This is a genomic window from Streptosporangium sp. G12, from assembly GCF_052983175.1.
In genome coordinates this window covers 93,096-110,566 of the sequence record NZ_JBRIQO010000009.1, presented here as the reverse complement: position 1 = coordinate 110,566, position 17,471 = coordinate 93,096, and the positions used below count along the sequence as shown (strand labels likewise).

At 71.4% G+C, this 17,471-nt stretch carries 9 protein-coding genes; 7 read left to right on the top strand and 2 right to left on the bottom strand.

Going from position 1 to position 17,471, the window contains the following annotated elements:
• The first annotated feature begins 152 nt into the window (after positions 1-152).
• From ACVCAG_RS15625 to ACVCAG_RS15615, 3 genes are read left to right on the top strand one after another with little or no spacing between them, the layout of a single operon-like run.
• Entirely contained in the window at positions 153-1,448 is a 1,296-nt protein-coding gene (locus ACVCAG_RS15625; protein ID WP_440084069.1) for a glycosyltransferase, read from the top strand.
• Positions 1,449-5,612 (top strand): alpha-(1->3)-arabinofuranosyltransferase domain-containing protein, encoded by a 4,164-nt coding sequence (locus ACVCAG_RS15620; protein ID WP_447189966.1) that lies wholly within the window; start codon positions 1,449-1,451, stop codon positions 5,610-5,612.
• Positions 5,609-6,718, top strand: a complete 1,110-nt coding sequence (locus ACVCAG_RS15615; RefSeq protein ID WP_440084067.1) for a DUF3068 domain-containing protein — start codon at positions 5,609-5,611, stop codon at positions 6,716-6,718. The genes ACVCAG_RS15620 and ACVCAG_RS15615 overlap by 4 nt, the downstream gene beginning before the upstream one ends.
• On the opposite strand, the gene ACVCAG_RS15610 is transcribed toward ACVCAG_RS15615, so the two are convergent.
• Entirely contained in the window at positions 6,633-7,850 is a 1,218-nt protein-coding gene (locus tag ACVCAG_RS15610; protein WP_440084066.1) for an acyltransferase family protein, read from the bottom strand. The two genes, ACVCAG_RS15615 and ACVCAG_RS15610, sit on opposite strands and share 86 nt — an antisense overlap.
• A 183-nt stretch (positions 7,851-8,033) precedes the next feature.
• Here ACVCAG_RS15610 and ACVCAG_RS15605 point away from each other — a divergent pair, with 183 nt between their 5' ends.
• The 4 genes from ACVCAG_RS15605 (at position 8,034) to ACVCAG_RS15590 (ending at position 15,794) form a co-directional block, all read left to right on the top strand.
• A complete protein-coding gene (locus tag ACVCAG_RS15605; RefSeq protein WP_447189965.1) occupies positions 8,034-8,927 on the top strand; it encodes a DUF3068 domain-containing protein in 894 nt (297 codons plus the stop codon).
• 225 nt (positions 8,928-9,152) lie between these two features.
• A complete protein-coding gene (locus tag ACVCAG_RS15600; protein ID WP_440084064.1) occupies positions 9,153-10,268 on the top strand; it encodes a nitronate monooxygenase in 1,116 nt (371 codons plus the stop codon).
• Between the two features lie 138 nt (positions 10,269-10,406).
• On the top strand, positions 10,407-12,140 hold the full coding sequence (locus tag ACVCAG_RS15595; RefSeq protein WP_440084063.1) for a hypothetical protein: 1,734 nt from the start codon (positions 10,407-10,409) through the stop codon (positions 12,138-12,140).
• Positions 12,141-12,482: 342 nt separating this feature from the next.
• On the top strand, positions 12,483-15,794 hold the full coding sequence (locus tag ACVCAG_RS15590) for a family 16 glycoside hydrolase (RefSeq protein ID WP_440084062.1): 3,312 nt from the start codon (positions 12,483-12,485) through the stop codon (positions 15,792-15,794).
• Between the two features lie 139 nt (positions 15,795-15,933).
• Here ACVCAG_RS15590 and ACVCAG_RS15585 read toward each other — a convergent pair whose 3' ends face one another.
• Positions 15,934-17,160 carry a cysteine desulfurase-like protein gene (locus ACVCAG_RS15585; protein WP_440084061.1) on the bottom strand — a complete coding sequence of 409 codons (1,227 nt, stop codon included), beginning with the start codon at positions 17,158-17,160 and terminating at the stop codon, positions 15,934-15,936.
• Positions 17,161-17,471: the final 311 nt, after the last annotated feature.

The window sequence follows — 17,471 nt, the reverse complement described above, 5'->3', positions numbered from 1 at the left end:
AAACCCGTTCCGGGTCACGTCGACGCGACAGGGCCTGGCCGCCGCATGCGCGGATTCCCCCCGGCGCCGTTCTCGCGTGCCGTACGGCTGTCGTACGGCGAGTTCACGTGGACACCCGTCGTGCGGGGACATGCCGCACGGCGTCACAGGAGATGCAGGAGATAGGAGTGGTCGTGGCCGGACAGGGCGCCAGGGCGACCTCCCGGGCCTCGGGCCCGCCGCCCGCCGCGGGCCTGGTGGTCGCGACGGCGCGGCAGCGGCCGTCCATGCGCGGGGTGCGCGTCGCCGTCCTGAACTTCCGCGAGCCGCTGCAGTCCGTGGCGGGCGGCGCCGAGGAGTACGCCTGGCAGGTCAGCCGCTACCTGGTCGGGCAGGGGGCCTCGGTCACCTTCGTCACCTCCAGGGAGGCCGGGCAGCCCGCGGCCGAGGAGCGCGACGGCATCGCGCTGCGGCGGATGGGAAACCCGTTCCTGGTCTATCTCCTGGTCCCGCTCTGGCTGCTGTGGCGGCGCCGGCGCTTCGACGCCGTCATCGACTGCATGAACGGCATCCCCTTCTTCGCCCCCCTGGTCGTGAGACGGCGCACGGCGGTCGTCTCCCTGGTGCACCACGTGCACGACCGCCAGTTCCACGCCTTCTTCCCGCGCTGGCTGGCCCGGATCGGCTGCTTCGTCGAGGGGCCGGTCGCCCGGCTCGTCTACCGGCGTCGCGCGACCGTCACGGTCTCGGAGTCCTCCAGGAACGAGCTGCGCGAGCGGCTCGGCTGGCTCGCGCCGATCCAGGTCATCCCGAACGGCAGCCCGGTGGCGCGCCCGGTCGCGAGCGTCGGGGACACGGAGGGAGACCCCGCCGTGGTCTACCTCGGCAGGCTCGTGGGCCACAAGCGTGTCGAGCGGGTGGTGGACCTCGCCGGTGACCTCGAAGAGGCCTGGCCCGGCATCCACGTGCACGTCATCGGGCGCGGCGGCGAGCGGGAGCGGCTCGCTGCCCACGCCGCCCGCCGCGGGCTGGAGGGCCGGGTCCACCTGCACGGCTTCCTGCCCGAGGCCGCCAAGAACGCGATTTTGGGGGCGGCGCGGGTCAACGTCACCGCCTCGGAGTTCGAGGGCTGGGGGCTGACCGTGATCGAGGCCGCCGCGCTCGGCGTCCCGACGGTCGCCTTCGACGTCGCGGGACTGCGCGACTCGGTACGCGACGGTGTCACGGGCTGGCTGGTCAGGGAGGGTGAGGCGCTGGCCGACGTGGTGGACCGCGCGCTGCGGGAACTGTCGGACCCGGCCAGGCGCGGGGAGATCCAGCAGGCGTGCAGGCTCTGGGCCGCCGAGTTCACCTGGGGAAGAACGGGCGCTACGATGACCGGACTAATCACCACAGAACTATCTAAAAACGGTCGCCACCTCCATGTACCCGATCCCTGTCTCGCCACGGGTGAGACCGACCCGCCATAAGTGTCCGTGACCTCTCAGGCGTGGATCACCCGCCTGGCCGCGCCCCCCGCCACGTTCGGAGCCTCCGACACCGGGCTCCGCCTCCGGCTCAGGTTGCTCGCCGGATGCCTCTTCCTCGCGGCCGTCGCCTTCAACATGGCGCCGGGCATGCTCATCGCCGAGACGAAGCTGGACATGCCGATCAACCCGATCGGCTTCCTGTCCCAGGCGCTGAACATGTGGGACCAGGACTATCTGGGACACCTGCAGAACCAGGCGTACGGCTACATCTTCCCGATGGGCCCCTTCTACACCCTGCTGATCAACGCGGGCATGCCCCCCTGGGTGGTGCAGCGGCTCTGGGTGACGCTGATCCTGTGCGTGGCCTTCGTCGGCGTCGCCCAGGTGGCGAGGGCGCTGCGGATCGGCGGGCAGCTCGCCGGGGTGCTGGCCGGTCTCGCCTACGCGCTCGCCCCGCACGCGCAGGCGCTCATGGGGTTCAACTCGGTGGAGTTCGCCCCCAGCGCGGTCCTGCCCTGGGTGCTGCTCTTCCTCATCAGGGGAGCGCGGGGCGAGACGAGCCCGCGCAGGGCCGCCTGCCTGTCGGCGCTGGCGTTCCTGTTCGCGGGCGGCATCAACGCCGCCGCCGAGCTGGCCGTGCTCGTCGTACCGATGATCTACCTGCTGACCCGGGCGCGCGGCCCGCGCAAGCGGCGGCTGATCGCCTGGTGGCTCGGCGCGATCGCCGCGGTGTCGTTCTGGTGGATCGTCCCCCTGGTGATGCTGGGCCGGTACGTCTTCTCGTTCATGCCGTTCACCGAGAACGCGTGGACGACCACGGTCGTGGGCTCGCTGACCAACGTGCTGCGCGGGATGAACAGCTGGGTGGCCTTCCTGCCGGTGGACGGCCGCCCTTTCCTGCCCGCCGCCTACGAGCACGCCACGACGCCCTGGCTCGTGCTGGTCACCGCGCTCGTCGCCGGGCTGGGGCTGGCCGGGCTCACCCTCGCGCGCACGCCCGAGCGGGCCTTCCTGCTGCTGACCGCGCTCGCGGGCGTCGCCATCCTCGTCGCGGGACACGCCGGGCCGCTCGCCGAACCCCTCAGGGCGCTGCTGGACGGCCCGCTCGCGCCGTTCCGCAACCTGCACAAGTTCAACGCGCTCGTACGGCTGCCGCTGGTGCTCGGCCTCGCCGCGCTCGTCTCGTACGTGGGGGCGCGCAGGGCCCTCGTCCGCCTCCCCGTCGCGGTGGCGGGGGCCGGGCTGGTCGGGCTCACCCTCGTCCCCGTCGCCTCGGCGGGCATCGCGCCGAGCGGCGCGTTCGCCGACGTCCCCGAGCACTGGCGGCAGGCGGCCTCCTGGCTGGACGACCGGGCCGACCAGGGCACCGTGCTGGTCCTGCCGGGAGCCCGGCGCGGCGAGTACACCTGGGGGCGACCGCTCGACGAGCCGTTCCAGCCGCTGCTGAAGAAGGCCCGCTGGGTGAGCAACACGATCGTGCCGTGGGGCACGGCCGGCTCCAACCGGCTCGTCAAGGCGATCGACGACCGCTTCGCCAACGGGCAGGGGTCGGAGGGGCTCACACGGACGCTGCGCCGGATGGGCGTGCGCTACCTGCTGATCCGCAACGACCTCGACAGGGTCGCCTTCGGCGACGCGTGGCCCGCCCGCGTGCACGAGGCGCTGGACCGTTCTCCCGGGCTGCACCGGGTGCGCGGCTTCGGGCCCACGGTCGGCTTCGAGGACTCCTCGACCGGCGCGGGCTGGCTCGACCAGCCGTACACGTCCCTGGAGATCTACGAGGTCGCCGGGGCGCGTCCCGTGGTCGGCACGGTCGCCGCGGAACGGCCGCTGCGGGTCTCCGGCGGTCCCGAGGCGCTGCTCACCATGGCCGAGGAGGGCGTCCTCGGCGACGACCGGCCGGTGATCCTCGGCGACGACCCCGGCGCGGACGCGATCCCGGCCGCCGACACCGTGCTCACCGACACCATGCGGCGTCGCGAGCTGGTGGTGAGCGACCTGCGCAGGCCGTACGGCGAGACGATGACGCCGGACGAGCCCTACGAGGGCCGGGGGCCCGCCCACGACCTCACCGACCCGGCGTGGGCCGAGCCCAAGACGGTCGCCGTCTTCACCGGGATCAGGGGCGTCACCGCCTCCTCCTCGCAGTCCAGGCTCGGCGTGACCCCCGGGACCCGCGACGGCGGGCAGCAGCCGTACGCCGCGGTGGACTTCGACCTGCGCACCGGCTGGCGCTCCACCGGCTGGGAGCCGCCCACCGAGCAGTGGCTGGAGGTCCAGTTCACCGAGCCGATCTCGGTGCCCTCGATGCAGGCCGTCTTCGAACGCTCGGAGAACGCGGTGACGGTCTCCGAGGTCATGGTCGAGACCGACACCGGCAGGGTGCGCACCCGGCTCGGCCTCGGCGCGCTGTGGGAACGGCTGAACGTCCCGCCGGGCAAGACGTCCCGGATCCGGATCCGGGTCACCGGGGTCCTGCGCGACCCCAATCCCCGGGTCGGCATCACCGAGCTGGCCATTCCCGGGGTCCGCCCCGGGCGCACGCTCGTGGTGCCGGCCGCCTCCTCGGCGGACCCCGCGTCGCCGGGACAGACGGTCGTGACCAGCCGGACGGACACCGCCCCCGGCTGCATGCTCGGCTCCTACGCCTGGACCTGCTCCGACAGGCTGCGCTTCGTGGGCGAGGACGGTTACGCCTTCGACCGGTCGGTTCCCGTCGCCACCGGGAGGCGGGTGCTGGAGGGCAGGGCGGTGCTCACCGACCAGCGGGTGGCGGAGACCCTGCTGATGCCCACCGGGAGCTTCCCGCGCGCCACCGCCTCCTCCACCGCGGGCGACATCCCGGCCACCGGCGCCTACGCGGCCTTCGACGACGACCGCAGGACCATCTGGTACGCCGGTGACAAGGACCTGGCGCCCTCGCTCTCCGCCGAGCTGGGCAGGAAGGTGACCCTGTCCCGGCTGCGCGTGGACTTCCCCGACACCAGGCTGGGCGCCCCACCGGTCCGGGTCACCATCGAGACCGACGGCGGCATCCGGTACGCCTGGGCCTCGAAGGACGGTTGGATCCGCTTCGCGCCGATGAAGGCGAGCCGGGTGAAGCTCACCTTCGCCGCCCTCGGCTCCTGGCGGATGGAGGTGCTCGGGGTGGCCGTTCCCGGTGTCGCGCCGCTGCCCACGCTGGACACGCAGCCGGTGAGGATGCCCTGCGGGTTCGGCCCGACGCTCACCGTCAACGGGGTCGAGACGCCCACCGAGATCCACGGCGGGACCCTGGGCGACCTGCTCAACGGCCGTCCGGTCGGCTACCGGGCCTGCGAGGCGGTGTGGGCCCAGGGCGGCACGCTGCGGGTGCGCGCCGCCGCGCTCCAGGGCTTCCGGGTGGACTCGATGGTCCTGCGCGCCACCGGGAGCGCCGGGAGCGCCGGGAGCACGGCGGCGGTGACCCTGCGGCCCGCGACCGTCGAGAGGTGGGGCGCCGGGGAGCGCCGGGTCAAGGTCTCCACGACGGAGCCCTCCTACCTGGCGCTCGGCGAGAACTTCAACCGGGGCTGGCAGGCGTCGTTCGGCGGGCGCGTGCTGGAACCGGCCCGGCTGGACGGCTGGCGGCAGGCGTGGCTGCTGCCCCCCGGGAGCGGGACCGTCGTGATGACGTACGCTCCCGACGGCCTCTACCGGACGTCGCTGATCGCGGGCTGGGCGCTGGTCGCGCTGGTCGTCGTGCTCGCCCTGGCCCGCCGCCGCAGGGTCAGGGACCTTCCCGCGTCACCGCCCGCGGCACTGCGGGCGGCCTGGCTGTGGCCGCTCGCCCCCGCGCTGGGCCTCCTGGCCGAGGGCTGGGCCGGTGCCGCGCTGACCGGCCTGGTGGCGGCGCTCGCCCTGTGGCTGCGGGGCGTCGCCGGGGCCGGGCACAGCACGGGCGGCCTGCCCTACCGGATCGGCCGGGTGCTGCTCACGCCGTTCCCGGTCGCGGCGGCGCTCGGCGCGGCCGGTCTCGCGCTCGGCTACGGCGGGGACGCCGGGGCGGTGGCGGCGCAGTACCTCTGCCTGGTCGCGCTCGGCCTGCTGCTCGCCGCGGCGCGCGTGCCGCCGCCGCCCCGCTCGTGGCTGCCGGCACGGGCACGGGCGCAGGACGGTCCCCTCCAACCCGCGGAGCGACGATGAACGACCAGAGGTCGCGCGGCGTGCTGCTCCTGGTCGCCGGTGCCTTCCTGATCACGCTGGCCGCGCTGGTGCGCCTCTACATCTACCCCAGCGGCCTGCTCCTGCCCGCCGAGCAGGACCGGATCACCAAGCTGACCACCGAGTCCGGCTCCTACTTCGACACCGCCACCCTGCGCACGCACCGGGGCGTCCCGCTGGAGACGGTCGTGGCCAGGTACGGGGACACGGTCAGGTCCACGCCGGACGTCGCCGTGTGGACCGAGTTCGTCTCTCTCGCCACCCGCGACGGGCGGCGCGTCGACTACCACGAGCGGCGCGCCGCCTTCGACCGCCGTACGGGGCTGGCGGTCAACTGCTGCGAGAACTACGTCGACGAGAACGCGAACCCCGCCCCGCGCGGGCTGGTGTTCCGCTGGCCCTTCGGCACCCGGCCGGTCGCCTACCAGGTCTACGACCCGCTCGTCCGGCGCCCGGTGACCGCCCGCTTCGAGGGAATCGAGACCCTGTACGGCGTCCGGGTCAACCGCTACGCGCAGCGCCTGGTCAACGAGCGGCTCGTCCAGCAGGCCATGGAGCTGCCCGGATCGGTCCTCGGCCTGGGCGGAGGGAAGCCGTTCCCCGTCAACGCCTACCTCGAAGGGACCCGCACCTTCTGGGTGGAACCGGAGAGCGGCATGGTGATCGGGTTCAGGGAGAACCTGGTCAAGACCCTGCGCACCCCCGACGGCCGGGGGCGGCTGGTCGCGCTCGCCGCCGACATGCGTACCAGTGCCGGGGACGAGCGGTGGAACGCCGGGGAGGCGCGGCAGTTCCGCCGCTGGACGACACTCGTCAACCAGGTGATCCCGCTGTCGTGCGCCGTACTCGGCGCGCTGCTGCTGGCGGCGGGCCTGCGCGTGCAGGCACGCGCCTCCACTCCCACGGGTTCCACTCCCGCGGATCCCGTTCCTGGAGGCTCCGTTACCGCGGGCTCCGGGAGCGGAGGCGCGGACGGCACCGGTGAGGGGGAGGGAGACGGGGTCAGCGGCGGCGGAGGCGGTGAAGCCGTTGGAGCCGGTGGAGCCGGTGGAGACGCAGCGCCGGAGCCTCGACCAGCCGGTGGCTGAGGTCGGCGAGCAGCACGGTGAACGCGGTGCACACCACCAGCGTCGTCAGCAGGCCGCCGGTGAAACTCTGCCGGCCGGTCAGCTCGTACCAGCCCACGATCACCACGAACTGCCACAGGAAGACGCCGTAGGAGATGCGGCCGAGATAGCGCATCACCCGGTTGCCGAGCAGCGAGCGCAGCGGCGAGGGTTCGGGGGTCTGCAGGGCCACGGGGGCCAGCAGGGCCAGCACGAAGACCGTGTAGAGGGTCATCTCGAAGATGTCCGTCCACAGGTCCTGGATCTCGAAGAGGCGGCCCCCCGCGACGGGGCTGGCCGCGACGGCGTAGACGAGGGCGGCGATGATCCAGCAGGTCACCCACGACTCGCGCAGCCCCCTGGTCAGCCGCCGCACCGGGGCGTCCGGGTCGGTCTCGGCGTGCGCCCAGAGCGAGACGACGGCCAGCGCCATGCCCGTCGCGAAGTAGAGCATCGACCGGGGGAGCCAGAGCCCGAGTTCGGGCCGGTGCACCGGGACGTGGCTGAAGATCGCCCAGAGGGGGGAGACCAGGGCGAGCGCGCAGATGCCGGTGAGCAGCAGCCGGGCCCTCGCCACCGGGTCCGCGCCGCGCCGCGCCAGGGCGCGCAGCGCGACGGCGATCAGCGGGAGGGCGAGATAGAAGGTCATCTCGACCGAGAGGCTCCACATCTGCCCGAGCCCCGGCGGGCTCGCTCCGGCCCACCACGGGTCGGGGACGTAGTTCTGCACCAGCAGCAGGAAGGGCAGCCAGCTGACCGGGTCGGCCGCCCGCGGCCACGACCACAGCGACAGCGCGACGGCGACCACGAGCCAGTACGCGGGCAGGATGCGCAGCGCCCGCTTCCACAGGTAGTCGCCGACGCCGGGCGGCGCCGCGCCCTCCGTGCCTTCCACGGCCTCCCGGGCCCAGGGCCGGTAGAGGAGGAAGCCGGAGAGCAGGAAGAAGATCGGCACCGCGATGTCGCCCCGGGAGAGCAGGGCGGGGAGGAACCCCTCCCGGAGGGAGGCGCCCGTCGTGCTCGCCACGTGGTATACCAGAACGCCGAAGGACGCGACCGCGCGGACGCCGTCCATGGCGTCGAGATGCCCGCCGACCACAGGGAGATCCCGCACGTTCCCGCCGGTCGGCTCCCGGTGAACCGGCATAGAACCTGTTTCGGTCACTTTTTGGCATCCCTGGTGACGTAGATGATTCCCGGCACTAACATATCGCGAAATGGAACTTGTTATAGGGCGATCGGGACACCTGTATAGCGGACGGCCCCTGGAGGAGCGATGCGTCGCGTCATCGGTTTGGTGTTGATCGGAATCGGGGCATTCCTCATTGTTCTCGCACCGCTCGTGCGGTTCCAGGTGGCGGCCAGTCTCATCGCCGCCCCCGCCGACCAGTACGGCATCAGCAAGCTGGAGGCCGTCGACGCCCAGTACTTCAGCCCCGGGGACCTGAAGGTGATGACGGGCGACCTCGACATCACCGTCACCACCAGGGGCGACGTCGCCGCGGCCGAGGGCGACCGGGTCGTCTGGGAGGAGGCGATGGCGGTCAACGACGTCACCAACCAGAACCCCCTTATCTCGTTCGTCGAGCGCCGCAGCGCCTTCAACAAGTACACCGGCGAGGGCGTCAACTGCTGCGACGTCAGCATCGACAAGGACCCCGTGCGGCTCCAGGGCCAGATCTACAAGTGGCCCTTCGACGTCGAGAAGAAGACGTACAGCGTGTTCAACGCGACCGCCCAGAAGGCGTTCGACGCCAGGTTCGTCGGCGAGGAGCAGGTCGGCGGGCTCACGGTCTACCGGTTCGAGCAGACCGTGCCGCCGACCAAGACCGACACCATCACCGCCCCGGCCTCCGTCCTCGGCATGGACGACCCTGGCGACGTGCAGGTGGACCGGATCTACGACGGCGTCAACACCTACTGGATCGAGCCGGTCACCGGCTCGCCGGTGCGGCAGGAGCAACAGCGCCACGAGGTGCTCAAGACCCAGGACGGGATCGAGCGCTCGCTGGCCTTCGTCGCCACCGCGAAGATGACCCAGCAGACCCAGGACGACCTGGTCAAGAACGCGGTCGACGGCAGGAACACCATCACGCTGCTCAAGACCACGATCCCGGTGGCGCTCCTGGTGGGCGGCCTGGTCCTGGTCGTCGTCGGCTTCCTGCTCATGAGGCGCCGCGGGAACGTCTGAGAGACGGCCGGGAGACGATCGGGCCTCTGACGAACCACGGAGGGAGGCCGCGGGCACACGCCCGCGGCCTCCCTTTTCTCACGTTCCCAGAAGGGGTGTCACTGGAACACGTTCCACCTTTCTTTCCGCTTCATTACTCGCGAGTAGCTTTGGGTTGTGGCGAACGAAAATATTCTGGAATAGAACGTGTTGCAGTTTGTTCCCGGCCGGTCGTACAGTCGTGGTATGCGGACACGTGTTACCGACATGCTCGGGATAGAGTTTCCGATCTTCGCGTTCAGTCACTGCCGTGACGTCGTCGCCGAGGTCAGCCGCGCGGGGGGGATGGGCGTGCTCGGCGCCCTCTACTTCACCCCCGAGGAGCTCGAAATGGAGCTCAAGTGGATCGACGACCACGTCGACGGCAAGCCGTACGGCGTCGACGTGGTCATGCCCGCCTCGTACGCGGGCTCCGACCTCGGCGTCGACTCCCCCGAGGACCTCGTGGGACGGCTCCAGGGGATGATCCCCCAGGGGCACCGGGACTTCGTCGACGGCCTGCTCGCCGCCCACGGCGTGCCGCAACTGTCGGCCGACGCGGACGCGGGGAGGGTGCTGCTCGGCTGGACCGACGCCACCGCCCGCCCGCAGGTCGAGGTGGCCCTCCGGCACCCGATCGCGCTGCTCGCCAACGCGCTGGGCCCGCCCCCCGCCGACGTGGTCGACCAGGCCCACGCCAAGGGCGTGAAGGTCGCCGCGCTCGCCTCCACCCCCCGGCACGCCGTCAAGCAGGTCGAGGTCGGCGTGGACATCGTCGTGGCCCAGGGCACCGAGGCGGGCGGGCACACCGGGGAGATCTCCACGATGGTCCTCATCCCGCAGGTCGTGGACGCCGTCGACGTCCCCGTACTGGCCGCGGGCGGCATCGGCGACGGCCGCCAGATGGCGGCCGGGCTCGCGCTCGGCGCCGAGGGCGTGTGGACGGGGTCGATCTGGCTCGCCGTGGAGGAGGCCGACACCTCCGAGGTGGTCAAGCGGCGCATCCTGGCGGCCACCTCGCGCGACACCGTGCGCTCGCGGTCCTGGACCGGCAAGCCCGCGCGGCTGCTCAAGAACGAGTGGACCGACGCCTGGGAGTCCCAGGAGTCGCCCGGCACGCTCCCGATGCCGCTGCAGTTCATGCTGATCTCCGAGGCGCTCCGCCGGATCGGCCGCTCCGACGCGACCGAGCTGGCGACCTTCCCCGCCGGGCAGATCATCGGCACGATGAACCAGGTCAGGTCCACCAGGGACGTCGTCTTCGGCATGATCGAGCAGTATGTCGAGGCAATGGAACGATTGGGCCGCATTACCGGCGAGTAGGTAGCTCATACCTGGACGAATGGGCTAAGAACTCATCAGAGCCGATGAGTTTGGAGAATGATGGCGTCGCCCCAGGTCACCGACCGTGCCCCCGATCCTCTGGCGAGGGCTTCCCGGCCCTTTCCCGGGAGCCGGCGGGTGTTCGGCGTCGCGCTCGTTCTCGTCGCGGCCCAGCTGGTCTGGCGGGCCGTGGTCCTGCACCGGGGCGGCTTCTTCGGCGACGACCTCAACATGGTGGGCCGGGCCGCGGCCGAGCCGTTCGGGCTCGACTACCTCTTCGGCGTCTACTCCGCGCACGTGATGCCGGTCGGGATGATCGCCAACAAGGTCGTCACCTCGCTCGGCGCGTACAACTGGACGGTGACCGCGGCGGCGCTGCTGCTCTTCCAGCTCGCCGCCTCGCTCGCCGTGTACCGCATGCTGCGCGTGCTGTTCGGGGCCCGCTGGGCGATCCTGGCGCCCCTGTCCCTCTACCTGTTCACGCCGCTCGCCCTGCCCGCCTTCTACTGGTGGGCGGCGGCGGTCCAGGCCCTGCCGCTGCAGGTCGCCATCGCGATGGCGGTCGCCTCCCACGTGACGTTCCTGCGGTCGGGGCGTGGCGTGGACGCGGTCGTGACGGGGCTGTGGTTCCTGTTCGGGCTCGGCTCCTTCCACCTCAAGGCCGTCTTCGCCATCCCCCTGCTGCTCGTCCTGGTCACGGTCCTGTACTTCCCGGTCCGCGAGCGCCTGCGCTCCCTGGCGGTCGTGTTCGGCGCGTACGCGGTCATGGCGGGCGCCTACTCGGTCCTGTTCGTCCTGCAGCTCGACCGCCTGCACGGCCAGACCATCGGGGCGCCCGCGTCGGAGGTGGCGGGCCGGGCCATGGCGCGGATGCTGGGTGTCACCCTCCCCGTGCTCGCGGCCGGGGGCCCCGGACCCTGGTGGTACAAGTTCTACGCGGTCCCGCCGCAACTGATGATCGGCGCCGCCTGGCTGCTCGTCGCGGTGGTCGTCGCCGTCACCCTGTTCTTCCGGCGCGGGGCGTGGAAGGCGTGGCTGATCCTCGCCGTCTATCCGCCCCTCCTCATGGTGCCGATCCTGGCCGGACGCTCCCTGGACCGCGCCCTGGGGGAGGAGGCCCGCTACCTCGCGGACGTGACCCCGGTGATCGCCCTCTGCCTGGCGCTGGCGATGCTCCCGCTGCTGGGCGAGGCGCGCCCGTACCGCAGGCGGATCCCGGCCCGCGCCGCCGTCAGGACCGCCTGCGCGCTGCTGGCGGCCGGGGTCGCCGCCTGCTCCGTCTACTCCGCGCACAGATACGTGACGGGGACGGAGCCGGGCCGGGCCGAGATCCGCTCCTACCTCGCCTCGGTGCGGGCCACGCTGGCCGCCGCCCCGCCGGGCAGTGACGTCTACCCCCAGCAGACCCCCTACGACCAGTTCGGCTTCGGGTACGGGGACGAGGGCCTCAGCAACCTCACCCTCAGTCCGCTGGCCCCGCCCGAGCTGGCCGCCCTCATGCGCAACCCCCGGCCGGCCGCCGCCCCGCTCGTGCTCGACCGCACCGGGCGCCGTCTCGTCCCGGCCCGTCTCGCCGGCCCCTACGTCGCCGCCCCCGGAGGCTGCTTCCCCCAGCGGGGCGGCGTGATCTCGGTTCCCCTCTCGCACAAGGGCGGCATGGTCGTCCTCGGCCTGGACTACCGCTCCACCGCCCGGACGGCGGCCTACGTACGCGTCGGGAAGCAGGAGACCGAGGTCGTCTTCGAGCAGGGAACCGGCAGGATCCACATCCCCTTCACGGCCCCCGGCGCCTCCGTACGACTGGAGATCCTGTCGGCCGAGACCCAGGTCTGCGTCATCGGCGGCCTCTTCGGCGGCCCGGTCCCGCGCTAGACGAGAAGAGCCGCACCCGATTCGGTCACCGGCACGGCAGGCCGCCGGCGGATCCGCGGTCGCCCTGCGCTCCTCGCGGGCGGTGCCGCGGCGTCGCACCCTTCTGTCTGAAAGGTCACGACTTTCGTCGATTTGTGGCAAAAAGGTATGGGCAAGCGGAAGATCTTATTTTATATTACGGCCCAGAGCAGCGTTAGCCCCTCCGTGTCACATCGAACAAGACCCGGCATCCGCCATTCGACCAGTCGTATCGGCGATGCCGCACCCCCACGCCGCGCCGAACGCGGCACCCTCACCGAGATGGGACCGGCCATGCGGAAATTGCCCCTGTTATCCGTCTCAGTGCTCACCGCACTCTCATGGGTCGTCGTCCCCGCTCAGGCGCGCGCGGCGGTGCCGCCGCAGGAGCCGGGCGTCACCCTGCGCACCTACGACGTCCAGGTCGAACTGTCCAAGCTCTGCACGCTCAAGCCCGGTCAGACACCCAACGTGGACAAGCTGATGCCCACGGTCGACTGGGTCTCCGACGCCGACTTCGGCCTGACCGACATGTTCGTCACCGAGGCCGTCGGCAACATCTCCATCGCCGCCGCGGGCACGTACGAGTTCCGGCTCACCAGCGACGACGGCTCCCGGCTGCGCATCGACGACACCGTCGTGATCACCAACGACGGGCGGCACGGGCCGATCGCCGTGGACGGCACGATCACCCTGACCGCCGGCTACCACGCGTTGCGCGTCGACCACTTCGAGCACCTGTACGGCCAGCAGCTCAAGCTGGAGTGGAAACCACCCGGATCCTCGGAGTTCACCCTCGTGCCGAACTCGGTGCTGAGCACGGACGCGGACGTGGTGCGGGTCACCGCCCCCGGGCGCAAGGAGTGCGAGAGCGGCGCCGACTCGCCGGGCGACGGGCTGCCGCTGGAGTCGGTACACCCTGACTTCACGCTCACCGACCTGCGACCGGCCGGTTTCCAGCCGCAGGTGACCGCGATGGACTGGCTGCCCGACGGCCGGCTGGCGATCGCCACGTGGGGTGGCTCGGAGACCAAGCTCGGCGAGGTCTACCTGCTCGACAACGTCACGGGCAAGACCTCACCCGCGCAGGTGACCACCAAGAAGATCGCCGGCGGGCTCCAGGAGCCCATGGGCATCAAGTACGTGGACGGCAAGCTCTACGTGTCGGAGAAGTCCCGGCTGGTGGAGCTGAACGACACGAACGGCGACGAGGTGGCCGACAACCTCAGGACCGTGGCGACCTGGCCGTTCGGCGGCAACTTCCACGAGTTCGCGTTCGGGATGCTCTACCGCGACGGCCACTTCTACATCAACCTCTCCGTCGCCATCAACTACGGCGGCGCCACCACCGACCCGCAGCCGGCGCGGGACAGGGGCACGACCATCAAGGTCGACAAGGCCACCGGCGAGATCGAGTACGTCGCCGGCGGTCTGCGCACGCCCAACGGGCTCGGCTGGGGTCCGAACGACGACCTGTTCGTCATGGACAACCAGGGCGGCTGGCTGCCCGCCTCGAAACTGGTGCACGTCAAGGAAGGCCGGTTCTTCAACCACTACACCAACCCCGACGGCCGGTTCGACAACAACCTCGTGAGCGCGCCCGTGCTCTGGCTGCCGCACAACGAGATCGCCAACTCCCCCAGCACGCCGCTGCTCGTGAAGCAGGGCCGGTTCGCGGGGCAGATGTTGTTCGGCGACGTCACCTACGGCGGGCTCCAGCGCGGCTTCCTGGAGAAGGTCAACGGCGAGTACCAGGGCGCGGTCTTCCGCCTCACCCAGGGCCTGGAGGCAGGGGTCAACCGGATCAGCCTGGGGCCCGACGGCGCCATCTACGCCGGAGGTCTCGGCGCCGGCGGAAACTGGGGCCAGACGGGCAAGCTCACCTACGGGCTGCAGAAGCTGACCCCCGGCGACGACAAGGCCTTCGACATCCTGAAGATGCGGGCGATCAAGGACGGCTTCGAGCTGGAGTACACCCAGCCGCTGTCGGCCGAGACCGCCGCGTCGCTGGCGACCAAGTACCAGGCCACCCAGTGGCGGTACGCCGCGTCCTCCACCTACGGCGGCCCCAAGGTGGACGAGGAGCCGCTGACCGTCACCTCCGCGGACCTGACCTCCAACGGGAAGAAGGTCACGCTCAAGATCGCGGGCCTCAAGCCGGGGCGCGTGGTGCACCTGCGGTCACCGCGTCCGTTCAGCTCGGCATCGGGGCAGCCGCTGTGGAGCACCGAGGCCTGGTACACCCTCAACTCGATGGTCGACGGCCCGGAGACGGACACCGTGTACGAGGCGGAGAGCGCCTCGCACAGCGGCGGCGCGAAGCTGAACACCGACCACCTGAGCTACTCGGGAAGCGGCTTCGTCGACGGCTACCAGGCCGTGGGAGCGGCCACGCAGTTCGCCGTGAACGTGGCCAGGGACGGCACGTACCACGTGGGCCTGCGCTACTCCAACGGCCCGCACCCCGCGCCCGGCACCAAATCCCTGAGCGTGTACGTCAACGGGACCAAGGTCAGGCAGGTTCCGCTGCCCACCACGGAGACCTGGGACCTGTGGGCCACCCGGGTCGAACCGCTCACCTTGCGGGAAGGCGCCAACCTCATCACCTACAGGTTCGACAGCGGCGACAAGGGCAACGTCAACCTCGACTCCGTCACCGTGGCCGCGCAACGGGTGTTCGAGGCGGAGAACGCCACGCTGAGCGGTGGCGCGAAGGCGAACCAGAACCACCAGGGCTACACCCACAAGGGCTTCGTCGACGGCTACTGGAACGAGGGCGCGAGCACGTCGTTCTCCGTGTGGTCGGACTCGACCGGCCCGCACAACGTGGGGCTCCGCTACGCGGCCGACGCCGGCAGGTCGGTGAGCGTGTACGTCAACGGCGAGAAGGTCAGGCAGGTGCGGCTGGCCGCCACCGGCGGCTGGGACACCTGGGCAGTCCAGACGGAGCCGCTCAACCTGAACCGGGGCACGAACACGATCGCCTACAAGTACGACTCCGGCGACACGGGCAACGTCAACCTCGACCACATCACCGTGTCGAAGGCGCAGCGGATCACGCTGTTCGACGGGTCCAGCCTGGCGGCGTGGGAGAAACGGGCCGGCGGGGCGGCGACCTGGCCGGTCGCGAACGGCTTCGTGGAGTCCTATGGCGGCGACATCCGTACCCGGCAGACGTTCGGCGACTTCAAGCTCCACGTCGAGTGGTACGAGCCGGACTACCCGCCGGACGTGACCGGGCAGCAGCGTGGCAACAGCGGCGTCTTCCTCCAGGAACGCTACGAGGTTCAGGTCCTCGAGTCGTACGGTGACACCACGCCGGCCGCCAACGAGGCGGGCTCGATCTACTCCAAGCGCGCGCCCGACCGCAACATGGCCACCGCCCCGGGAACGTGGCAGACCTACGACATCACCTTCCGCGCGGCCCGCCACACCAGCGCGGGAGTGAAGGTCGACGACGCGCGGGTCACGGTCGTCTGGAACGGCGTGGTGGTGCACGACGACGTGGCCATCGACGGCGGCACGGGCGACAACATCCCGGAGAGCGCGGCGTCGGGCGGGATCCGCCTCCAGGACCACGGTGACCCCGGCGAGAATCCCCGCTTCCGCAACGTGTGGATCGAACCCGTCTCCTGACCTCATCCGGCCGGCAGGCCGTCCCGCCCTTCGCGCGTGGCCGGCCTGTCGGGCCATGAGCACGCCGCTCCTGGCCGCCGCGTTCCCGACACGGCCACCGGCGCGATCCGGAACCCGGCTCCGTCCGTGGCGGTGCCGTTCACGCCGGCTCGGGCCGTACCGCCTCCCCGGCCAGCTCCTGGACGCCCTTGAGGAGCCTGTCCACGTCGGACTCGTCGGTGTACGGCGCGATCCCGGCCCGGATCGCCCCGGTATCGCCGAGGCCCAGGCGGCGGGAGCACTCCAGCGCGTAGAAGCTGCTCGCGGGAGCGTTGACGCCGCGCTCGGCCAGGAAGCGGTAGGCGTCGGCCGGCCTGACGTGGTCGACGGAGAACAGCGTCGTGGGGGTACGGCTGCGCGACGCCGCGCCGTGGAAGGTCACCCCGGCGATCCCGGCCAGACCGGCGTCGAGCCGGTCGAGCATCACCCGCTCGTGCTCCTCCAGCGCGGCCATCGAGCGGGCCAGACGTTCGCGCCGGGTCCCCTCGCCGGGCACGAGGCCGGCGAGGAAGTCGACCGCCGCCGTCGTGCCGGCGAGCAGTTCGTACGGCAGCGTGCCCAGCTCGAAGCGCTCGGGCACCGCGTCGCTGGAGGGGAGCAGCTTGTCGGGGCGGACGGTCTCCAGCAGGCCGGGGTCGGCGGCGAGCACGCCCAGGTGCGGGCCGAGGAACTTGTACGGCGAGCAGGCGTAGAAGTCGGCGCCCAGCCGTCCGACGTCGACCAGGCTGTGCGGCGTCAGGTGCACGCCGTCGACGTAGAGCAGCGCCCCGGCCTCGTGCACCCGCTCGGCGATCGCCGGGACGTCCGGGCGGGTGCCCAGCAGGTTCGACGCGGCCGTGACGGCCACCAGCCGGGTGCGCCCGGTGAGCAGGCCGGAGACGGCCTCGACGTCCAGCTCGCCGCTCGCCGGGTCGAAGTCGGCCCAGCGCACCGTGACCCCGCGCGCCTCGGCGGCCTGGACCCAGGGCCGGATGTTCGCGTCGTGGTCCAGGGTGGTGACCACGACCTCGTCACCGGGGTGCCACTCCCTGGCGAGCGCGCGGGCCATGTCGTAGGTGAGCTGCGTCATGCTGCGGCCGAACACGATGCCGCCCGGCGTACCGCCGAGCAGGTCGGCCATCGCCCGGCGCGCCCCCGTCACGATCCCGTCGGCGCGCCGCTCGGCGGTGGTCTCGACCCCCCGGTTGGAGACGGCGGACCGCAGCGCGCCGGCCACGGCCTCCGCGACCGGCTCGGGCACCTGCGAGCCTCCCGGCCCGTCGAAGTGCGCCGCGCCCTCGTCCAGCGCGGGAAAGCGCGCCCGTACGGTCGCCACGTCGTATGTCACGAATTCTCCAATATCATGCGGATCTATCAGCTTTTCAACAGATTTGTTCCTTGAGTCGGATCTTCATGGTACGAGGAGAAGGTCACGGCCGGATTTGTCTCTTGTTCTCGGAGCGGTCGGAGTCGAAGGCGCGAGTCGTACGCGGGTGGGTTCCGAATTTCGGGGCGGGAGGAGTCCCCGTGCCGGGGTGTGCACCGTACACGCCAAGACGGACACCGTACCGGGACGACGGGTGCGCCGCACCGCGACCCTCTGTTCGGGAAATCAGCTGTTTCCGCTGCCGGCGGAGATGAGGGTATTTCCCGAACACG

Coding starts and splice junctions, on each gene's coding strand:
- ACVCAG_RS15625 (WP_440084069.1), top strand. CDS start 153: ATGCAGGAGATAGGAGTGGTCGTGGCCGGACAGGGCGCCAGGGCGACC.
- ACVCAG_RS15615 (WP_440084067.1), top strand. CDS start 5,609: ATGAACGACCAGAGGTCGCGCGGCGTGCTGCTCCTGGTCGCCGGTGCC.
- ACVCAG_RS15600 (WP_440084064.1), top strand. CDS start 9,153: ATGCGGACACGTGTTACCGACATGCTCGGGATAGAGTTTCCGATCTTC.